The sequence below is a fragment of the Sphingomonas sp. AC435 genome (assembly GCF_979253005.1).
Genome location: NZ_CEEDCJ010000008.1, coordinates 137702 through 153150, shown reverse-complemented (window position 1 = coordinate 153150; position 15449 = coordinate 137702). Strand labels below are relative to the sequence as shown.

Here is a 15449-nt window from a genome sequence, read left to right as displayed (position 1 = left end):
AGCGTCACGCCGCTTCGGGCGATCCCGTTGCGAACAGCGTGAAGCCGGGCGGCAGGCGCTTCGGCGGCTTACCCGCCATCCCCGCCTCGATTGCGCCGATCGCCGCGATCAGATCGCGTTGCCCATAGGGTTTGGACAGACACCCGGCAGCCAGTTCGACCGCCTCGGGCGGGCAAGCACCGGTGACGAACATCACTGCCACACCGCGCGCACGCGCGGCACGCGCGACCTCTACGCCGGAGCCGTCGGCCAGATTGACGTCGACCAACACCAGATCGATAGCGTCGCCGCCGGACAGCACCGCAACGGCATCCGCGACGCGGTCCACCGTCGCGACGATTTCGAAATCGGCATCGGTCAGCACATGCTCGGCGTCGAACGCAACGAGGGGCTCATCCTCCACGACGAGGAGCCGGACGATCCGCCGTTTTTTCTTGCCGAACAACACGCCCGTCCGCCCGATCGTTACGCCCATGACGCATAACGCACTTCATTCGTAACGGACGCAAAGATTTTTCGCCTAGACGCGCAATCCGCAGTATTCGCCGCCGGATGACCACCGACAAGACCCAAGACGCTGCTCCCGAGAGCGATCGTCCCGAAGGCGACCGGATCGCCAAGCTGCTCGCCCGCGCCGGCATCGCTTCGCGGCGGGAGGTGGAACGGATGATCGAGGAGGGCCGCGTCGCGGTGGACGGCAAGGTGCTCGACACACCCGCCACCGTGCTGACCGATCTGTCCGGCGTCACGGTCGACGGCAAGCCGGTCGCAGCGCCGGAGCCGGCGCGGCTGTTCCTGTATCACAAGCCACCGGGGCTGCTCGTCACCGAGTGGGATCCCGCCGGCCGCCTGACGATCTACGACCGATTGCCCGCCGACCTGCCACGGCTGGTGCCCGTCGGCCGGCTCGATCTGGCGACGGAGGGGCTGTTGCTGCTGACCACGGACGGTGGGCTGAAGCGCACGCTGGAGCTGCCCGCGACGGGCGTCGAGCGCACTTACCGTGCCCGCGCTTACGGAGAGATCACGCAGGCGCGGCTGGAGGAGCTGATCGACGGGGTCGAGATCGAGGGTATGCGCTACGGCTCGATCGACGCCAATCTGGAGCGGCGAACGGGCGCAAACGTCTGGATCGAACTGACGCTGACCGAGGGCAAGAACCGCGAGGTCCGTCGCGTGCTGGAGTATCTCGGGCTTCAGGTTTCGCGCCTGATCCGCACCCGCTACGGCCCGTTCGTGCTCGGCGAGTTGCAGCCGAACGAGATCGGCGAGGCGCGCGGGGCCGATATCGCCACCTTCCGCCGCTCGCTGGAGGGTTCGAAGCGCGGTAAGGGTCAGGATCAGGCGATCGTCGAGGTCGCCGCGCGCGTCGTGGCGCCACCGCCCCCTCCCCCCATGCCTGCGACCAGCCGCTCCGTCGAAACGGAGCGTCCGCGGTCGGAGCCGGTGCGCGTCGATCGTGGCGCAAAGCCGGCCGCCGGGTGGGGCAGCCGCACGCGCCCCAGCCGCCCCGCCGTCGAGCCTGATGCCCCACGCACCCGCGGCCGTCCGCCGCTACGTGACGGCGTCGAGGCGCGCGCGCCGCGTCCTGCTTCGGACGGCGAGCGCAGTGGCCGCTTCGTGCGCGACCGCGGCGACGCCACTACGCCACACAGCGGCGGCGGCTACCGCGGCGACGAAGCACGCCCACCCCGCTCGCGCGCCGACAGCGATCCGCGCGCCGGCCGTGATCGATCCGACGAACGGCCACGCAGCGCGACGGGCAGCCGTCCGTTCGCTTCCCGTTCGGACGGCGCACAACGCCCGACACGACCGCGATCGGACGGCGATCCCCGCGCCGACAAGGAGCGGTCCGGCGACCGGTCGCGTGGCGGCAGCGGCAATCGTCCGTTCGGCTCGCGCGGCGACGGTGACCAGCGGCCGGCGCGGTCCCGCACCGACAGCGATCCCCGCGCCTCTCGCGACCGGTCGGACGATCGGCCGCGTGCAGCATCCGGAAGCCGGCCGTTCGCCACCCGTTCCGACGATCAATCGCGCGCTCGCGGGCCTGCGCCCGGCAACCGCTCGTTCGGTGCCCGCGCGGACGACCAGTCGCGGTCCCGCGGTCCCTCGAAAGGCCCGGCCGGTGGCCGCGGTCATCCGCCCCGCGCCAGTCAGGACGGCGAAGCGCGCGGCCGCCCGGACAGCGGTAAGCCGCCGGCGCGCAGTGGCGGCGGAGGCAAGGGTCCGGCTGGCGGTCGCGGACACCCGCCCCGAGGTCCGAAGGGCGGCGCCCCCAAGGGCGGCGCACCACGCGGAGGGAAGCGCTGATGCGGGTGATTTCCGGACAGTGGCGTGGGCGTCCGCTCGTCGCGCCCAAGGGTGACGCGACCCGCCCGACCGCCGATCGCACGCGGGAGGCGCTGTTCTCGATGCTCACCAGCCGGCTCGGCAGCTTCGAAGGGCTGGCGGTGGCAGACCTGTTCGCCGGCTCCGGCGCGCTCGGGATCGAGGCGCTGTCGCGCGGCGCGGGGTCGTGCCTGTTCGTGGAGCAGGACCGGCCGGCGATCGACGCGCTCAAGTCCAATCTGGAAAAGCTCGGGGTGCGCGCCGACGTGCGGGCGACCTCCGTCCTCGCGCTCGGACCCGCGCCCGCCCCGCTCGATCTCGTGATGATGGACCCACCGTACGGCACCGGGGCGGCGCAGGTGGCGCTCGACAAGCTCGGCCGCCTCGGCTGGTTCGGCCCCGCGACGTGGATCAGCGTCGAAACCGCCAAGCAGGACGAACTGGACGTACCCGGCTTCACCGTCGACGCTTCCCGCGTTCACGGCAAGGCGAGGGTTACGCTGCTGCGCCGCGACGGGTGACCGCTTCCCCTTACACTCTCTAGCTCCTCTCCCTTCGGGATCGGCTGGGGAGAGCTCTCCACCAGCGACACGGTCAAGGCTTCACCCCGGCCCTCTCCTGGCAGGGTAGGGCGCGGAGACGGCCCCTACCCCTCCACCGCATCCTCGCGAACGCGCAGCATCGACACCGCCGCCAGCGCCATCACCGCAGCGGCGAAGGCCATCGTCCAGATCGGCTCGGTCGGGAAGAAATGCTTCATGATCGTACCCATGATCGTCGCCACCAGTAGTTGCGGCACGACCACGAACACGTTGAACAACCCCATATAGATGCCCAGCTTCCGCTGCGGCAGACTCGACGCCAGGATCGCGTAGGGCATCGCCAGGATCGACGCCCAGGCGATGCCGATCCCCACCTCCGCCAGCAGCAGCATCGCCGGCGTGCGGATCACGAAGAACGACAGGAATGACGCCGCGCCGATCGCCAGCGCAGCGGCATGTGTCCGAACCTTGCCGAACCGTCGCGCGACCGGCTGCAACAGGAACGCCGCCACGATCGCCGCAACGAAATTGTACGCGGCGAACATGATCCCGACCCAGTTGCCGCCCTGATTATACGCCTCGCTGGCGGGATCGGCCGATCCGTAGACATATTGGGCAACGACGGGCGTCGTGTAGATCCACATGATGAACAACGCCGACCAGGTGAAGAACTGCGTCAGCGCCAGCCGCTTCATGATCGGTGGCATGCCGGAGAAATCGCCGACGATGTTGGTCAACAGATTGTCGCGGCTGCCCCTCGCATAGAGCGCCCCCGCTGCGAGCCGCGCGAGCCCGTAGAACGCGACCAGCCCGCCGAGCAGGTACAACTCCTTCTCCAGCCCCAGCACCGCGACGACCGACGCCAGCACCAGCCCGGCGGCGATCCAGACCACGCCGCCGATCGTGGAGGCAGGCGGTACCGGCGGCATGTCATGCGCGCCGAGTTCATGCCCCTCGAACGCCGCGAGTTCGGCGGGACTGTATTCGCGCGTGGTCAGCACGGTCCACAACACCGACGCCAGCAGCGCCGCACCACCCAGGTAGAACGACCACAATACCGTATCCGGAATACCGCCGCCCGCCTGAGAATTGCGCACGCCGAACCGGTCAAGGATATACGGCGTCGCCGACCCGATCACCGCTCCCGCGCCGATGAACGCGGTCTGGAGCGCGTAGCCGGCGGTATGCTGATCCTTGCGCAGCATGTCGCCGACGAAGGCACGGAACGGTTCCATCGCGATGTTGAGCGACGCGTCGAGCATCCACAGCAGCATCGCCGCCGCCAGCAGGCCCGGTGCGTTCGGCATCCCGATCAGCGCCAGCGCCGCCAGCACTGCGCCCGCGAAGAAATACGGTCGCCGCCGCCCGAACCGCCCCCACGTCCGGTCGGAATAATGGCCGATGATCGGCTGCACCAGCAGCCCGGTCAGCGGCGCGGCGATCCACAGCACCGCGAGATTGTCCAGGCTCTCGCCCAGCGACTGGAAGATGCGGCTCATGTTCGCGTTCTGGAGCGCGAAGCCGATCTGGATGCCGAAGAAGCCGAACGAGATGTTCCACAGTCCCGCGAAACCCTGGCGCGGCTTTTCGGTCGTCATGCACGATCCTTGCGGGTTACGGAGGAACCGCGGACGACGAGCCGCGTCGGCAGGATCATGCTCGCCGCCGCTTCCCCACGGATCCGCGCGAGCAGCAGTTCGACCAAGCGCCGGCCCGCCGCGGCGGCGTCTTGCACCACCGTGGTCAGCGGGGGATTGGCGAAGCTGGCCGCCGGGATATCGTCGAACCCGACGACGGCGATGTCGTGCGGCACCGCCAGCCCGGCCTCCGCCAGCACGCGCATCGCGGCGAGCGCGATCAGGTCGCTCGCTGCGACGATGCCGTCGAATGGCAAGCCCCGCGCCAGCAGTTCCCGCGCCGCTCGGGTCCCGTCATCCTCGGTGGAGATCGACGCGACCTGAAGCCGCGGATCGGGGCTCAGGCCCGCCTCGGCCAGCGCCTGCGCATAACCGGCATGCCGGTCGTGGAATTCCGGATAATGGTCGGTCGCGTCGCCCAGAAAGCCGATCCGGCGCCGTCCCTGTTCCAGCAGGTGCCGCGACGCCGCCAGCCCGCCTGCGATATTGTCGCACCCCAGCGTCAGCCCTGGCTGCCCCGGCTGCACCGATCCCCAGCGCACGAAGTGCGTGCCGTGGCCGACCAGCGTCACCAGGCGCTGATGATATTGCGCATAGTCGCCATACCCCAGCAGGATCAGTCCGTCGGCGCGGTGGCTGTCCTCGTAATCGGTGTGCCAGTCGCTCGACAGTTGCTGGAACGACACGAGCAGATCGTAGCCATGCTCCGCGCATGCGCTCATGATCGATCCCAGCATCGCGAGAAAGAACGGATTGATCAGCGTATCGTCCGGCGACGGGTCGCGGAACAGCAGCAACGCGATCGTCCGCGTCGTGCCGGAGCGCAGGTTCGATGCCGCGCGGTCGACGGTGTAGTTCAGTTGCTTGGCGATCGCCTCGATCCGCTGGCGGGTCGAGGAACTGACAGTCGGACTGCCCCGCAGCGCGCGCGAAACGGTCGGCTGCGACACCCCGGCCAGGTGCGCGATATCGAACGAAGTGGCTTTGCGTTGACCGGACAAACTCAGGGCACCCTCTCCCCACGTCCGCTCTCTCGATGGCGACCGCGCACGGAAAAGAACAGCGCAGAATGGCCTGGAGGTCAACGTCCTCGACCGGTGCGCACCTCAATTATCACATAATTGATCGCAGCATGACGTGGGTTGTGGCCGCACCGCAACAACGGGTTGCATAAAAGTTGAATACGTATGCCGCAGCCTTTCGCAAAGCCGACGCGCAATCCATTGCGGCGCCATGCATTCCCACGGCGCGAGAGACGCCACGGGTACCAAGGGGGAGGATTTCGACGATGGCTTCTACACGCTCGTTCTCGTTCGGCGCGACGCTGAACCTGACCGCCAGTGCCGGCGCACTCGGTGCCGCACTGTTGCTGATCGGCACCGGCAACGCCCAGGCGCAGCAGACCACGACGGTGCCGGACCCGGCATCCAGTTCCAGCACCGCCGCCAATCCGAATGAAGCCGCCAGCGCGCCGGATCAGCAGGCCGCCAACGCCGCCGTCACCGGTGACGTAACGCCGGCCCAGAACGAAGCCGTCGCACAGGCCGCGGCGCAGACGGTGCAGGACGCGGGCGGGACTCAGGAGGATGCGGAGATCGTCGTCACGGGCTTCCGCCGTAGCCTCGAGAACGCCGTCGCCGAAAAGAAGACGCGCGATCAGGTGATCGAGTCGGTGTCGGCCGAAGACATCGGCAAGCTGCCCGACGCTTCGATCGCCGAATCGATCGCCCGCTTGCCCGGCGTCACGTCGCAGCGGATCGCCGGCCGTTCGAACTCCATCTCGATCCGCGGCTTCGCCCCCGATTTCTCCACCACGCTGCTCAACGGCCGCGAGCAGACCTCGACGGGTGACAATCGCGCGGTCGAGTATGACCAATATCCCGCCGAAGTCGTCAATCAAGTATTGATCTACAAGACGGCCAATGCCGGCCTGATCGGTCAGGGCCTGTCGGGCACCGTCGATCTGCGCACGATCCGGCCGCTGGAATATGGTCGCCGGGTCTTCTCGGTCGGCGCGCGCGGCACCTATGCCGACGCCGGCAAGCTCAACGCGGGCTCCAAGGACCTCGGCTACCGCGCGACGGCAACATACGTCGACCAGTTCGCGAACGACACGGTCGGCGTCGCGCTGTCGGCATCGTATCTCGACGAGCCGTACCAGATCCAGGAATTCAACGCCTGGGGCTATGCCACCGGTACACGCGTCGGCGACACGGCGCAGACGTCGGTGATCGGCGGGTCCAAGTCCTACGTCACCTCCACCACGTTGAAGCGTCTCGGTATCTCGGGCACGTTGCAGTGGAAGCCGATCCCCGAGCTGGTCACCACGTTCGACGGCTTCTTCTCCGACTTCAAGGACGACCAGATCAAGCGCGGCATCGAGCTGCCGCTGGCGTTCGGCGGCGGGTCGGGCACGATCTTCAACCCCACACAGACCAATTCGACCGTGTCGAACGGCCTCATCACCTCGGGCACGTTCGAGAACGTGCAGGGCGTGGTCCGCAACGATGCGTTCGAGCGCAAGGCGAAGCTGTACTCGTTCGGCTACAACGCCAAATACACCGGCGACGATGGCTGGAACGCGCAGATCGACGTCAGCTATTCGCGGACCAACCGCCGCGAGCTGAGCTTCGAAAGCTATAGCGGCACCGGCTATGGTCAGGCGCTCGGCGCAACCGACAATATCGGCTTCACCAGTGGCAATTCGGGCACGTTCTTCGATCCCACGCTCGACTATTCCGACCCCAACCTGATCCTCCTGACCGACCCCCTCGGCTGGGGCGGCGCGAACGCGCAGGCGGCGTATCTCAATGATCGTGAGGTCACCGATTCGATCCGCCAGTACCGGACCGAGATCGAGAAGGAGATCGACTCGCCGATTAGCGCGATGCGCTTCGGCCTGAACTACACGCGCCACTCGAAGTCGCTGGTCCCGAACGAGTTCATCCTGCGCCTCGCCAACGGTGCGTTGCAGCAGCGGATTCCGGACAAATACATCAAGGAGTCGACCGACCAGTCGTATCTGGGTCTTGGGCCGATGCTGTCCTACGATCCGCGCGAGTTGCTCGCGGACGGCATCTTTGGCTCCACACCCAACTTCAATCAGGATGTCGCGACCAAAGCGTTCCGCGTTCGTGAGGACCTGATGACCGCCTATGTCCAGTCTGACCTGCGCGTGCCCGTCGGCACCGCGGAACTGACCGGCAATGTCGGTGTGCAGGTCGTGCATACCGAGCAGAAGTCGTCGGGCCTCGTCTCGAACGGCGTCGGCTTCAACAACGTGACGCGGGGTGACGACTATTTCGACGTGCTGCCCAGCATCAACCTGTCGCTGCGCCTCGCCAACGACATCGTCATCCGCGCCGCCGCGGCCCGCCAGATGCAGCGGCCGCGGATGGACGACATGCGCGTGGCGCTCGGTTATGGCTTCGACGCCAACCAGCAGATCCTGAACGGCAGCGGCGGCAATCCGTACCTCCGCCCGATCCGCTCCAACTCGTACGATGTGACGATCGAGAAGTATTTCGGTAACCGCGGCTATCTGGCGGCCCAGGGCTTCTACAAGGACCTGAAAAGCTTCGTCTACAATCAGGAAACCGCGTTCAACTACAGCGGCTACACCTTGCCGACGACGGCACCCGCCAACACCCCGCTGATCGGTCTCGCCACGATCCCGATCAACGGAGAGGGCGGCAGCATCTACGGCGCGGAACTGGCCGGCACCTTGCCGCTAGGTGAAATCGTCAAGTTCCTCGACGGCTTCGGCGTGACGGGCGGCGGGTCCTACACCAAGACCAAGATCGTCCCGACGCCGGGCGGTAACTCCGAAGATATTCCGGGCTATTCGCGCTGGGTCGCTAACGGCACCGCCTATTTCGAGAAGTGGGGCCTGAACATGCGCGGCAGCGTGCGGTACCGCTCGACCTTCGTCGGCGAGTTGTCGGGCTTCGCCGCCAACCGTGTGCGCCGTCGCGCGCTGGACGAGCTGATCGTCGACGCCCAGATCGGCTACGACTTCAGCGGCGGCATGTTCAACGGGCTATCCGTCTATGTTCAGGGCCAGAATTTGACTGACGAGCCGTTCGTCACGCTCAATGGCGGCGTTCGTAATCAAGTCATCGATTATCAAAAGTACGGTCGCCGCTATCTTGCGGGCTTCAGTTACAAGTTCTGAGTCACTATAGCTCCGCGGATCGGGTCCAACCCCCGATGCACCTCCGGACCCGGCGAGCGGCGCAACCGCGCGCCGGGTCTTTTTTGGTTAAGGTCCTCTCATGAAGGCTCTCGCACTTTTCGCCGCCACGCTGCTGGCCGCCCCCCTCGCCGCGCAGGATTATCGCCAGCGCCTGCCGCAGGACGAGGTCATTTATTTCGTGCTGCCCGACCGGTTCGAGAATGCCGATCCCGCCAACGATCGCGGCGGCCTGACCGGCGACCGGCTCAAGACCGGCTTCGATCCGGCGGCCAAGGGCTTCTACCACGGCGGCGATCTGAAGGGGCTGACGAAGCGGCTCGGCTACATCCAGTCGCTGGGTGCGACGGCGCTCTGGGTCGGCCCGATTTTCAAGAACAAGCCGGTGCAGGGTCCCAAGGGGCAGGAGTCCGCCGGCTACCACGGCTATTGGATCACCGACTTCACACAGGTCGATCCGCACCTCGGCACCAACGCCGACTTCAAGACGCTGGTCGATGCCGCCCACGCTCGCGGGATGAAGGTCTATATGGACATCATCGCCAACCACACCGCCGACGTGATCCAGTATCGCGAATGCGGCGAGGGCAGCGAATGCCCCTATCGCGACCGCGCAACCTATCCCTATCAGCGGCGCGGCGGGGTCGGCGGACCCGCCATCAACGCCGGCTTCGCCGGTGATGCGGTACAGACGCCGGAGAACTTCGCCCGGCTCACCGATCCCACCTACGCCTACACCCCCTATGTTCCCGCCGCCGAGCGGGCGGTGAAGGTGCCGGCGTGGCTGAACGACGTCACCCTTTATCACAACCGCGGCAACACGCTGTTCCGCAACGAGAGTTCGGACACGGGCGACTTCTCGGGCCTCGACGACCTGATGACGGAGAACCCGAAGGTGATCGCCGGCATGATCGACATCTTCGGCGGCTGGATCGACCGGTTCGGCGTCGACGGTTTCCGTATCGACACCGCCAAGCACGTGAACCCCGCCTTCTGGCGGAGCTTCGTCCCCGCGATGCAGGCGCGCGCAAAGGCGAACGGCATCCCCAACTTCCACATCTTCGGCGAAGTCACCGCCGGGATGGAGCCGGGCTATCTCGCGCGCTGGACGAAGATCGCCGACTATCCGGCCGTCCTCGACTTCGCGTTCCAGAATGCGGTGATGCAGACGGTGGCGGAGAACAAGCCGACCAGCGTGCTCGCAACCCTGTTCGAGGGCGACGTGCTGTACGCGAAGGAACAGGCGACCGCGGACATCCTGCCGACCTTCCTCGGCAACCACGATCAGGGGCGGTTCGGTCGCTGGGTCCGGCTTGGCAATCCGCAGGCATCCGACGACGAGGTGCTGAAGCGCACGATGCTGGGCAATGCGATGCTGCTGACGCTGCGCGGAGTGCCGACGATCTATTATGGCGACGAACAGGGGTTCGCCGGCGACGGCAATGATCAGGACGCGCGCGAGGATATGTTCGCCAGCAAGGTCGCCACCTACAACGACAACACGCTGATCGGGTCGAAGGCGACCACCGCGACCGCCAATTTCGACCAGCGCCAGCCGCTCTATCGCCAGATCGCCGAACTGGCGAAGCTGCGCGTCGCCACCCCCGCCCTCACCCGCGGGCGACAGGTGACACGTGCGGGTGGCGATGGCCCCGGTCTCTTCGCCGTGTCGCGCTTCGATCCCGACACCGGCCGCGAAGTGGTGGTGGCCTTCAACACCTCCCCCCAGCCGCTCACGCAGGCGGTGCAGGTGGAGGTCGGCTCCTCCGCCTTCACGACGCTCGCGGGATCCTGCACCGCCAGGGCCAGCGCGCCGGGCAGCCTCGTCCTGACGCTACCCGCCTTCGCCTACGCGGTGTGCTCCGCGACGGGGAAGTAACCGGCCCCCGGATACCCGCTCTCTGCGATCGGGGGTCCTGAACAGGCTCCCGATTGAAACGCAATGCAATGCCGCTCTCCAGCAGAGTCAGGATAGCTTATGCTGGGCCCGGCGGATGCATCCGCGCGAACACTCGCCTACTGCGTCTCGGTCGTCCGGTATCACTGACGGCCAGACCTGTTCCGTGCTTCCGACCGACAACCCGCTAGGTTGGTGTTCCACTCCCGAACGTAATCAATGTCGACCCATTTCGGCACAGGGTAAGCCGCTTGGCGAAGCTGCAAAGGACCGGCGCTGATCGTCGACGAAGGTTCGGCCCGATCAACGAACATATGGAGCTAACTTACTGCCTTGAATTCTAACGACCAACCCTAATTCAGGCACTCCTAGCGTTCAGCACCTTATCAATATGCGTCAGTAATGGATTTCAGAACGGGACATCTTAACCATGAATGTCTCTTCCCCGAAATAGCTAAGATCGCCATTGCATCCTGACTTGGATTGGATGTGGGCAAGCTGGCGAATGAATACGCAGATAGCAGGTTTGTATCGCGATCGTCGGTTGCTGGTACTTGCGACGGCTTTGCTGTTCCCCGCGACCTCCGCATGGTCGCAACTCCATACGCCGGAACCAAATACGTGTCTGCCGACGGCATTTTCCCTAAGCGGGGCGGACCGGCCGACCGACCAGAACGGCCGTGTCGTCTCTCCTGACCGGTTTGGCGGCAAGACCGTCGTGATGACGATGGTCCCGCCATCCTGCGACGTGACGTGCGCGATGCGGATGATCGACCTCGACAAGATCGCACGCCAACGCGACGCCGGGCTCACCCATCCGGTCGCGTTCGTCGCGGTGGCGACGGCCGGAGCCGGCGATCGGGCCGCCCTCCGCAGGACGATGGCGACATGGAAGCTCGACCATGCGCGGTGGACGATGGTGGGCGCATCGCCGCTCGCCACCCGGACGATCATGCGACGTATCGACATCGCGCCCGACGGCGCGACGGAGCCATCTCACGTCGTCTTGTTGTTCGATGCCGCCGGCACCCTGCGCCAGCGCTACGCCGGCAACCCCGTCGATCGTGAGCGACTGATCCGGGAAATCGCCATCGTCGACTCGCTCGTGCCGGTGTCGCGAGCCGCCCCGATCCCGTCTTCGACCTGCCTCGCGCCCAATCTCTAAGGAACGTTCGTCCATGCTCCCCATCACGACCCCGCCCCGGTGCGGCGCCGCCCGCCGCGGGTTCCTGTTCGCCACCGCCGCATCGGCCATGCTCGTGCCCGCGATCGCATCGGCACAACAATTTCCGGTCGTCGTCGCGCAGGTCCAAGACCCGGCGATGCAGAACCTCGCCATTCCGGACGGCGCGGACGTCCACGGCATGTGGTCGGGCGTCAAGGATTGGCCGCTGATCGGCATCCATTCCGCGCTGCTGCCCAACGGCAAGGTCGTGACCTATGGCTCGCCCAACGGCACCGCGGCACAGAGCGGACGGGTGTACGACATCTGGGACCCCACGCGCGGCTTCGACCGCGAAAGCCATCTGACCCTGACCGGGGTGGCGGACGTGGACAGCTTCTGCTCGGCAGCCACCTTTCTCGACGACGGATCGTTGCTGATCGCCGGCGGCATCTTCTCGGAGGGCAATGACCGCGGCAGCGTCCTCGTCGACCAGACCGGATCGTCGCTGCGCGGGCTCGGCCGCAACATGGCCTACGACCGCTACTATGCGACGATGGTCACGTTGAACGATGGCCGCCCGTTGATCGTCGGTGGCTCCTATCCGTATCAGGACGTGAACAACTTCGTCCCCGAAGTGTACAACCCCAATGGCTGGGCCAGCCTGTTCGGCGCTGCCGACACGCTGGTCTTCTCCCGCGCGGAGGGACGCTTCTGGTACCCGCACGTCTGGCAGGCACCGAACGGTCGCGTGTTCGGCATTTCCACCGAGCAATTATGGTGGCTGGACCCACAGGGTAACGGCAGCATCGCGCGCGCCGGCGTGCTGAAGCGGGCGCATACCTACGATCGCATCCCCGCAAACCAGTTGCCGAACGTCGGTCCGACCTCCACCGCCGTGATGTTCGACGTCGGCCGCGTGCTGCAGCTTGGCGGCAACGGACAACAGAACGGCGACGCCACCTACTCCAGCAGCGCCGCAACGGTGATCGACATCAACGGAGCCGCACCGGTCCAGCGTGAAGCGGCGCCGATGATCCACGGTCGCCAATGGGCGAACGCGATCGTGCTGCCGACCGGCACCGTCATGGTCAATGGCGGCTCGCTCTGGGGGGACGAAGCCGGCTGGAGCGACGCACGACCGGTGGAACTGTGGGACAAGAACACCAACGCGTGGACACTGGGCGCGCCGGCGGGCGTCTATCGCGGCTATCACTCGTCGTCGTTGTTGCTGACCAACGGCACGGTGCTGACCAGCGGCGGCGGGGTGCCCGGCCCGGTCGTCAACCTCAACTCGGAAATCTACTATCCACCCTATCTGTTCCAGCGCGTGAACGGCCGCATGCAGCTCGCCCCGCGTCCGCAGATCGTCAGCCTCCAGACCACCAAGCTGAACCACGGACAGTCGGCGCAGGTGGAAATGGCGAACGCCAACCCGATCCGATCCGTATCGCTCGTTCGCCTCGGTCAGGACACGCACAGCTTCGACAGCGGGCAGCGCTACATTCCCGCGACCTATTTTCAAACCGGCGCAGTCCTGACGGTGCAGGCGCCGGCCTCGACCTCCGTCGCCCCGCCCGGCTACTACATGCTCGTCGCGGTCGATGCCGACGGCGTCCCCTCGCCGGGTGTCATCGTTGCGATCGGCGGAGCGATCACCGCACCGCCGGGCGTTCCCCGCGCCCCCGTCGGGTCGATCTCCAATGCCGCCAATGCTGCGCTGACCGGCGGCGGCACGACGGTCAACGGGCCCAGCTACGAATGGCGCAACTGCACGGGCGAAGGCGGGACCTGCAACGGTCCAGCAGGATCGACGATGCGCTACGGAGTCGGCGATCTCTGGTCGCTGCGCGCGAACAGCACGTCGATCCTCTGCTCGGTCGACGCGTTCGGCGACCCGGCACCGAACCGGGGCAAGACCTGCCAGATCATGGTGCCGCTCAACCCCGGCGTGACCCGCGCGCCCGCCGCCCAGGTGCCGAACCCGCCCCCGGCGCCGGGCCCTGGTCCGACCCCTCCCCTGCCGGCGGGGTCGTGGAGCGCGTGTGCGCGGGAAGGCCAGACCTGCACGGTGCCGACGGGCACGACGCTGCGCTACGGTGCCAACGGCACCTATGTCGTCCGGACGGTCACAGGCGCAACGGCCTGCACGAACGAAGTGTTCGGCGATCCGCTCGTCGGCGTGGTGAAGGGCTGCGACCGGTTTGTGCCGGAAGCGACGCCGACGCCCACGCCGGGTGGCGGTACGCCGCTGCTCGCCGGTGCATGGACGATGTGTGCCGGTGAGGGCGAACGCTGCGTCGCCCCGGCCGGTGCGACGATCCGGTTCGGTGCCAACGGCCTCTACGCGGTCCTGACGAACACCGGCACGGTGGCGTGCGCCAACGGCGTCTTCGGCGATCCCGTCAAGGGGACGGTGAAGCGGTGTGACGTCGCACCCGCCGCCGTCTGGTCCGCCTGCGGGAATGAGGGCGGTCAATGCGACCTGCCTGCCGGGGCGATGGTTCGCTACGGCGCCGGCACGCGCTGGGCGACGCTGGTGGCGAAGGGTGTGACCGCCTGCACGAATGTCGTATTCGGCGATCCGGTGCCCGGCACCGTGAAGGCATGCCAGCGCCTGATCGCCGCCAACTGATGTCGGTCGCACGATATCGCGGCAAGCTCGGCCTTGCCATCGGGGCTTGCATGCTCGTCGTGCTGACGGGGACGATGCTGGCCGCAGCGGCTCCGGGCTGGAGCATGCCTGCCGACACGGCTGCGTCCGCGGCGCGCTTCGGCGGTTTCGTCGACCAGTCGGGCCGGGCGTTCGCCCCGGCACGACTGGCTGGCAAGGCCGTGCTGCTGAACTTCATCTTCGCCGGCTGCGGCACGACGTGTCCCGTGCAGACGGCGGAACTGGCGGCGACACTGAAGGCGATGCCGCCCTCGATACGCCGATCGGTCCGGATCGTGTCGATCACCGTCGATCCGGCGAACGACACGCCCGTGGCGCTGCGACGCTATGCGGAGGCGCGCGGTATCCGGGGTGGTGAGTGGGCGTTCCTGACGGGGAATCCCGCCGGCATGATGCGGCTGACGCAAATCTACAATGCGGTGGGTACGGTGAACAGCAGGGTCGCCGAGTCGATGCACAGTACGGACGTCGTGCTGCTGAACGGCGCCGGTCGCACGATCCGCCGTTATCGTGCGCTGCCGCTCGACAAGGCCCGGGTGATCCAAGACCTTGAAATGCTGACGCAGTTCCCGTCCCTGCAACGGCGATAAACCGCGGGATTCCGCCATTTTCGCTCGCGCGGTTAACGATATCGTCAGCAACCTGGATTAGGAACCGGCTGCCAGTCGCAAGGAAGTCAGCCGATGCCGTTCCGTCCCATTCACCTCGCGACCGCGCTCGCCGCGCTGGTCCAAGCCACGGCGGTGGCGGCGCAGGATTACGACGCCGATCCGCAGGGATCGGGAGCGATCGTCGGTGCGGTGCGGTGGTTGCAGGGGACGCTGCTGGGCACGGTCGCCACGACGGTTTCGATCATCGCGGTCGCCGTCGTCGGCCTGTTGATGCTCACCGGACGGCTGAACTGGCGCTACGGCGTCACCGTCGTCGTCGGCTGCTTCATCCTGTTCGGCGCCGCCAGCATCGTCGGCGGCATCCAGACCGCCGCGCAAAGCGGCCTCTGAGCGGCCGGGCGGGGAG

11 protein-coding genes are annotated in these 15449 nt (G+C 66.9%); 8 read left to right on the top strand and 3 right to left on the bottom strand.

All coding sequences use genetic code 11. The features are described 5' to 3' along the window. Positions 1-4 precede the first annotated feature (4 nt). A complete protein-coding gene (locus AC0CH8_RS15130) occupies positions 5-448 on the bottom strand; it encodes a response regulator (RefSeq protein WP_343283951.1) in 444 nt (147 codons plus the stop codon). 104 nt (positions 449-552) lie between these two features. Between AC0CH8_RS15130 and AC0CH8_RS15125 the strand changes: the two genes are divergently transcribed. Together AC0CH8_RS15125 and rsmD are read left to right on the top strand one after the other, a co-directional pair. Beyond that, positions 553-2310, top strand: a complete 1758-nt coding sequence (locus AC0CH8_RS15125) for a pseudouridine synthase (protein WP_465240612.1) — start codon at positions 553-555, stop codon at positions 2308-2310. Continuing rightward, positions 2310-2849, top strand: a complete 540-nt coding sequence (rsmD, locus tag AC0CH8_RS15120; RefSeq protein ID WP_465240611.1) for a 16S rRNA (guanine(966)-N(2))-methyltransferase RsmD — start codon at positions 2310-2312, stop codon at positions 2847-2849. The genes AC0CH8_RS15125 and rsmD overlap by 1 nt, the downstream gene beginning before the upstream one ends. A gap of 125 nt (positions 2850-2974) precedes the next feature. On the opposite strand, the gene AC0CH8_RS15115 is transcribed toward rsmD, so the two are convergent. After that, positions 2975-4468 (bottom strand): MFS transporter, encoded by a 1494-nt coding sequence (locus AC0CH8_RS15115; protein WP_465240610.1) that lies wholly within the window; start codon positions 4466-4468, stop codon positions 2975-2977. Continuing rightward, positions 4465-5508 (bottom strand): LacI family DNA-binding transcriptional regulator, encoded by a 1044-nt coding sequence (locus AC0CH8_RS15110; RefSeq protein WP_465240609.1) that lies wholly within the window; start codon positions 5506-5508, stop codon positions 4465-4467. The genes AC0CH8_RS15115 and AC0CH8_RS15110 overlap by 4 nt, the downstream gene beginning before the upstream one ends. A gap of 287 nt (positions 5509-5795) precedes the next feature. Here AC0CH8_RS15110 and AC0CH8_RS15105 point away from each other — a divergent pair, with 287 nt between their 5' ends. The 6 genes from AC0CH8_RS15105 to AC0CH8_RS15080 all read left to right on the top strand — a co-directional run bounded on the left by AC0CH8_RS15105 (position 5796) and on the right by AC0CH8_RS15080 (position 15433). Then, positions 5796-8681 carry a TonB-dependent receptor gene (locus tag AC0CH8_RS15105; RefSeq protein ID WP_465240608.1) on the top strand — a complete coding sequence of 962 codons (2886 nt, stop codon included), beginning with the start codon at positions 5796-5798 and terminating at the stop codon, positions 8679-8681. A 100-nt stretch (positions 8682-8781) separates the two neighbouring features. Then, a complete protein-coding gene (locus AC0CH8_RS15100; RefSeq protein WP_465240607.1) occupies positions 8782-10578 on the top strand; it encodes an alpha-amylase family glycosyl hydrolase in 1797 nt (598 codons plus the stop codon). 562 nt (positions 10579-11140) lie between these two features. Then, positions 11141-11761, top strand: coding sequence for a hypothetical protein (locus tag AC0CH8_RS15095; RefSeq protein WP_465240606.1), 621 nt, complete (start codon positions 11141-11143; stop codon positions 11759-11761). 13 nt (positions 11762-11774) lie between these two features. Next, positions 11775-14393, top strand: coding sequence for a galactose oxidase-like domain-containing protein (locus tag AC0CH8_RS15090; protein ID WP_465240605.1), 2619 nt, complete (start codon positions 11775-11777; stop codon positions 14391-14393). Beyond that, complete coding sequence (locus AC0CH8_RS15085) at positions 14393-15022, top strand: SCO family protein (RefSeq protein ID WP_465240604.1); 630 nt, start codon at positions 14393-14395, stop codon at positions 15020-15022. Before AC0CH8_RS15090 ends, AC0CH8_RS15085 begins: the two co-directional genes overlap by 1 nt. 93 nt (positions 15023-15115) lie before the next feature. Continuing rightward, positions 15116-15433 (top strand): TrbC/VirB2 family type IV secretion system protein, encoded by a 318-nt coding sequence (locus AC0CH8_RS15080; RefSeq protein ID WP_204193567.1) that lies wholly within the window; start codon positions 15116-15118, stop codon positions 15431-15433. Positions 15434-15449 lie beyond the last annotated feature (16 nt).

Coding starts and splice junctions, on each gene's coding strand:
- AC0CH8_RS15090 (WP_465240605.1), top strand. CDS start 11,775: ATGCTCCCCATCACGACCCCGCCCCGGTGCGGCGCCGCCCGCCGCGGG.
- AC0CH8_RS15085 (WP_465240604.1), top strand. CDS start 14,393: ATGTCGGTCGCACGATATCGCGGCAAGCTCGGCCTTGCCATCGGGGCT.
- AC0CH8_RS15080 (WP_204193567.1), top strand. CDS start 15,116: ATGCCGTTCCGTCCCATTCACCTCGCGACCGCGCTCGCCGCGCTGGTC.
- AC0CH8_RS15100 (WP_465240607.1), top strand. CDS start 8,782: ATGAAGGCTCTCGCACTTTTCGCCGCCACGCTGCTGGCCGCCCCCCTC.
- AC0CH8_RS15105 (WP_465240608.1), top strand. CDS start 5,796: ATGGCTTCTACACGCTCGTTCTCGTTCGGCGCGACGCTGAACCTGACC.
- rsmD (WP_465240611.1), top strand. CDS start 2,310: ATGCGGGTGATTTCCGGACAGTGGCGTGGGCGTCCGCTCGTCGCGCCC.
- AC0CH8_RS15125 (WP_465240612.1), top strand. CDS start 553: ATGACCACCGACAAGACCCAAGACGCTGCTCCCGAGAGCGATCGTCCC.
- AC0CH8_RS15115 (WP_465240610.1), bottom strand. CDS start 4,468: ATGACGACCGAAAAGCCGCGCCAGGGTTTCGCGGGACTGTGGAACATC.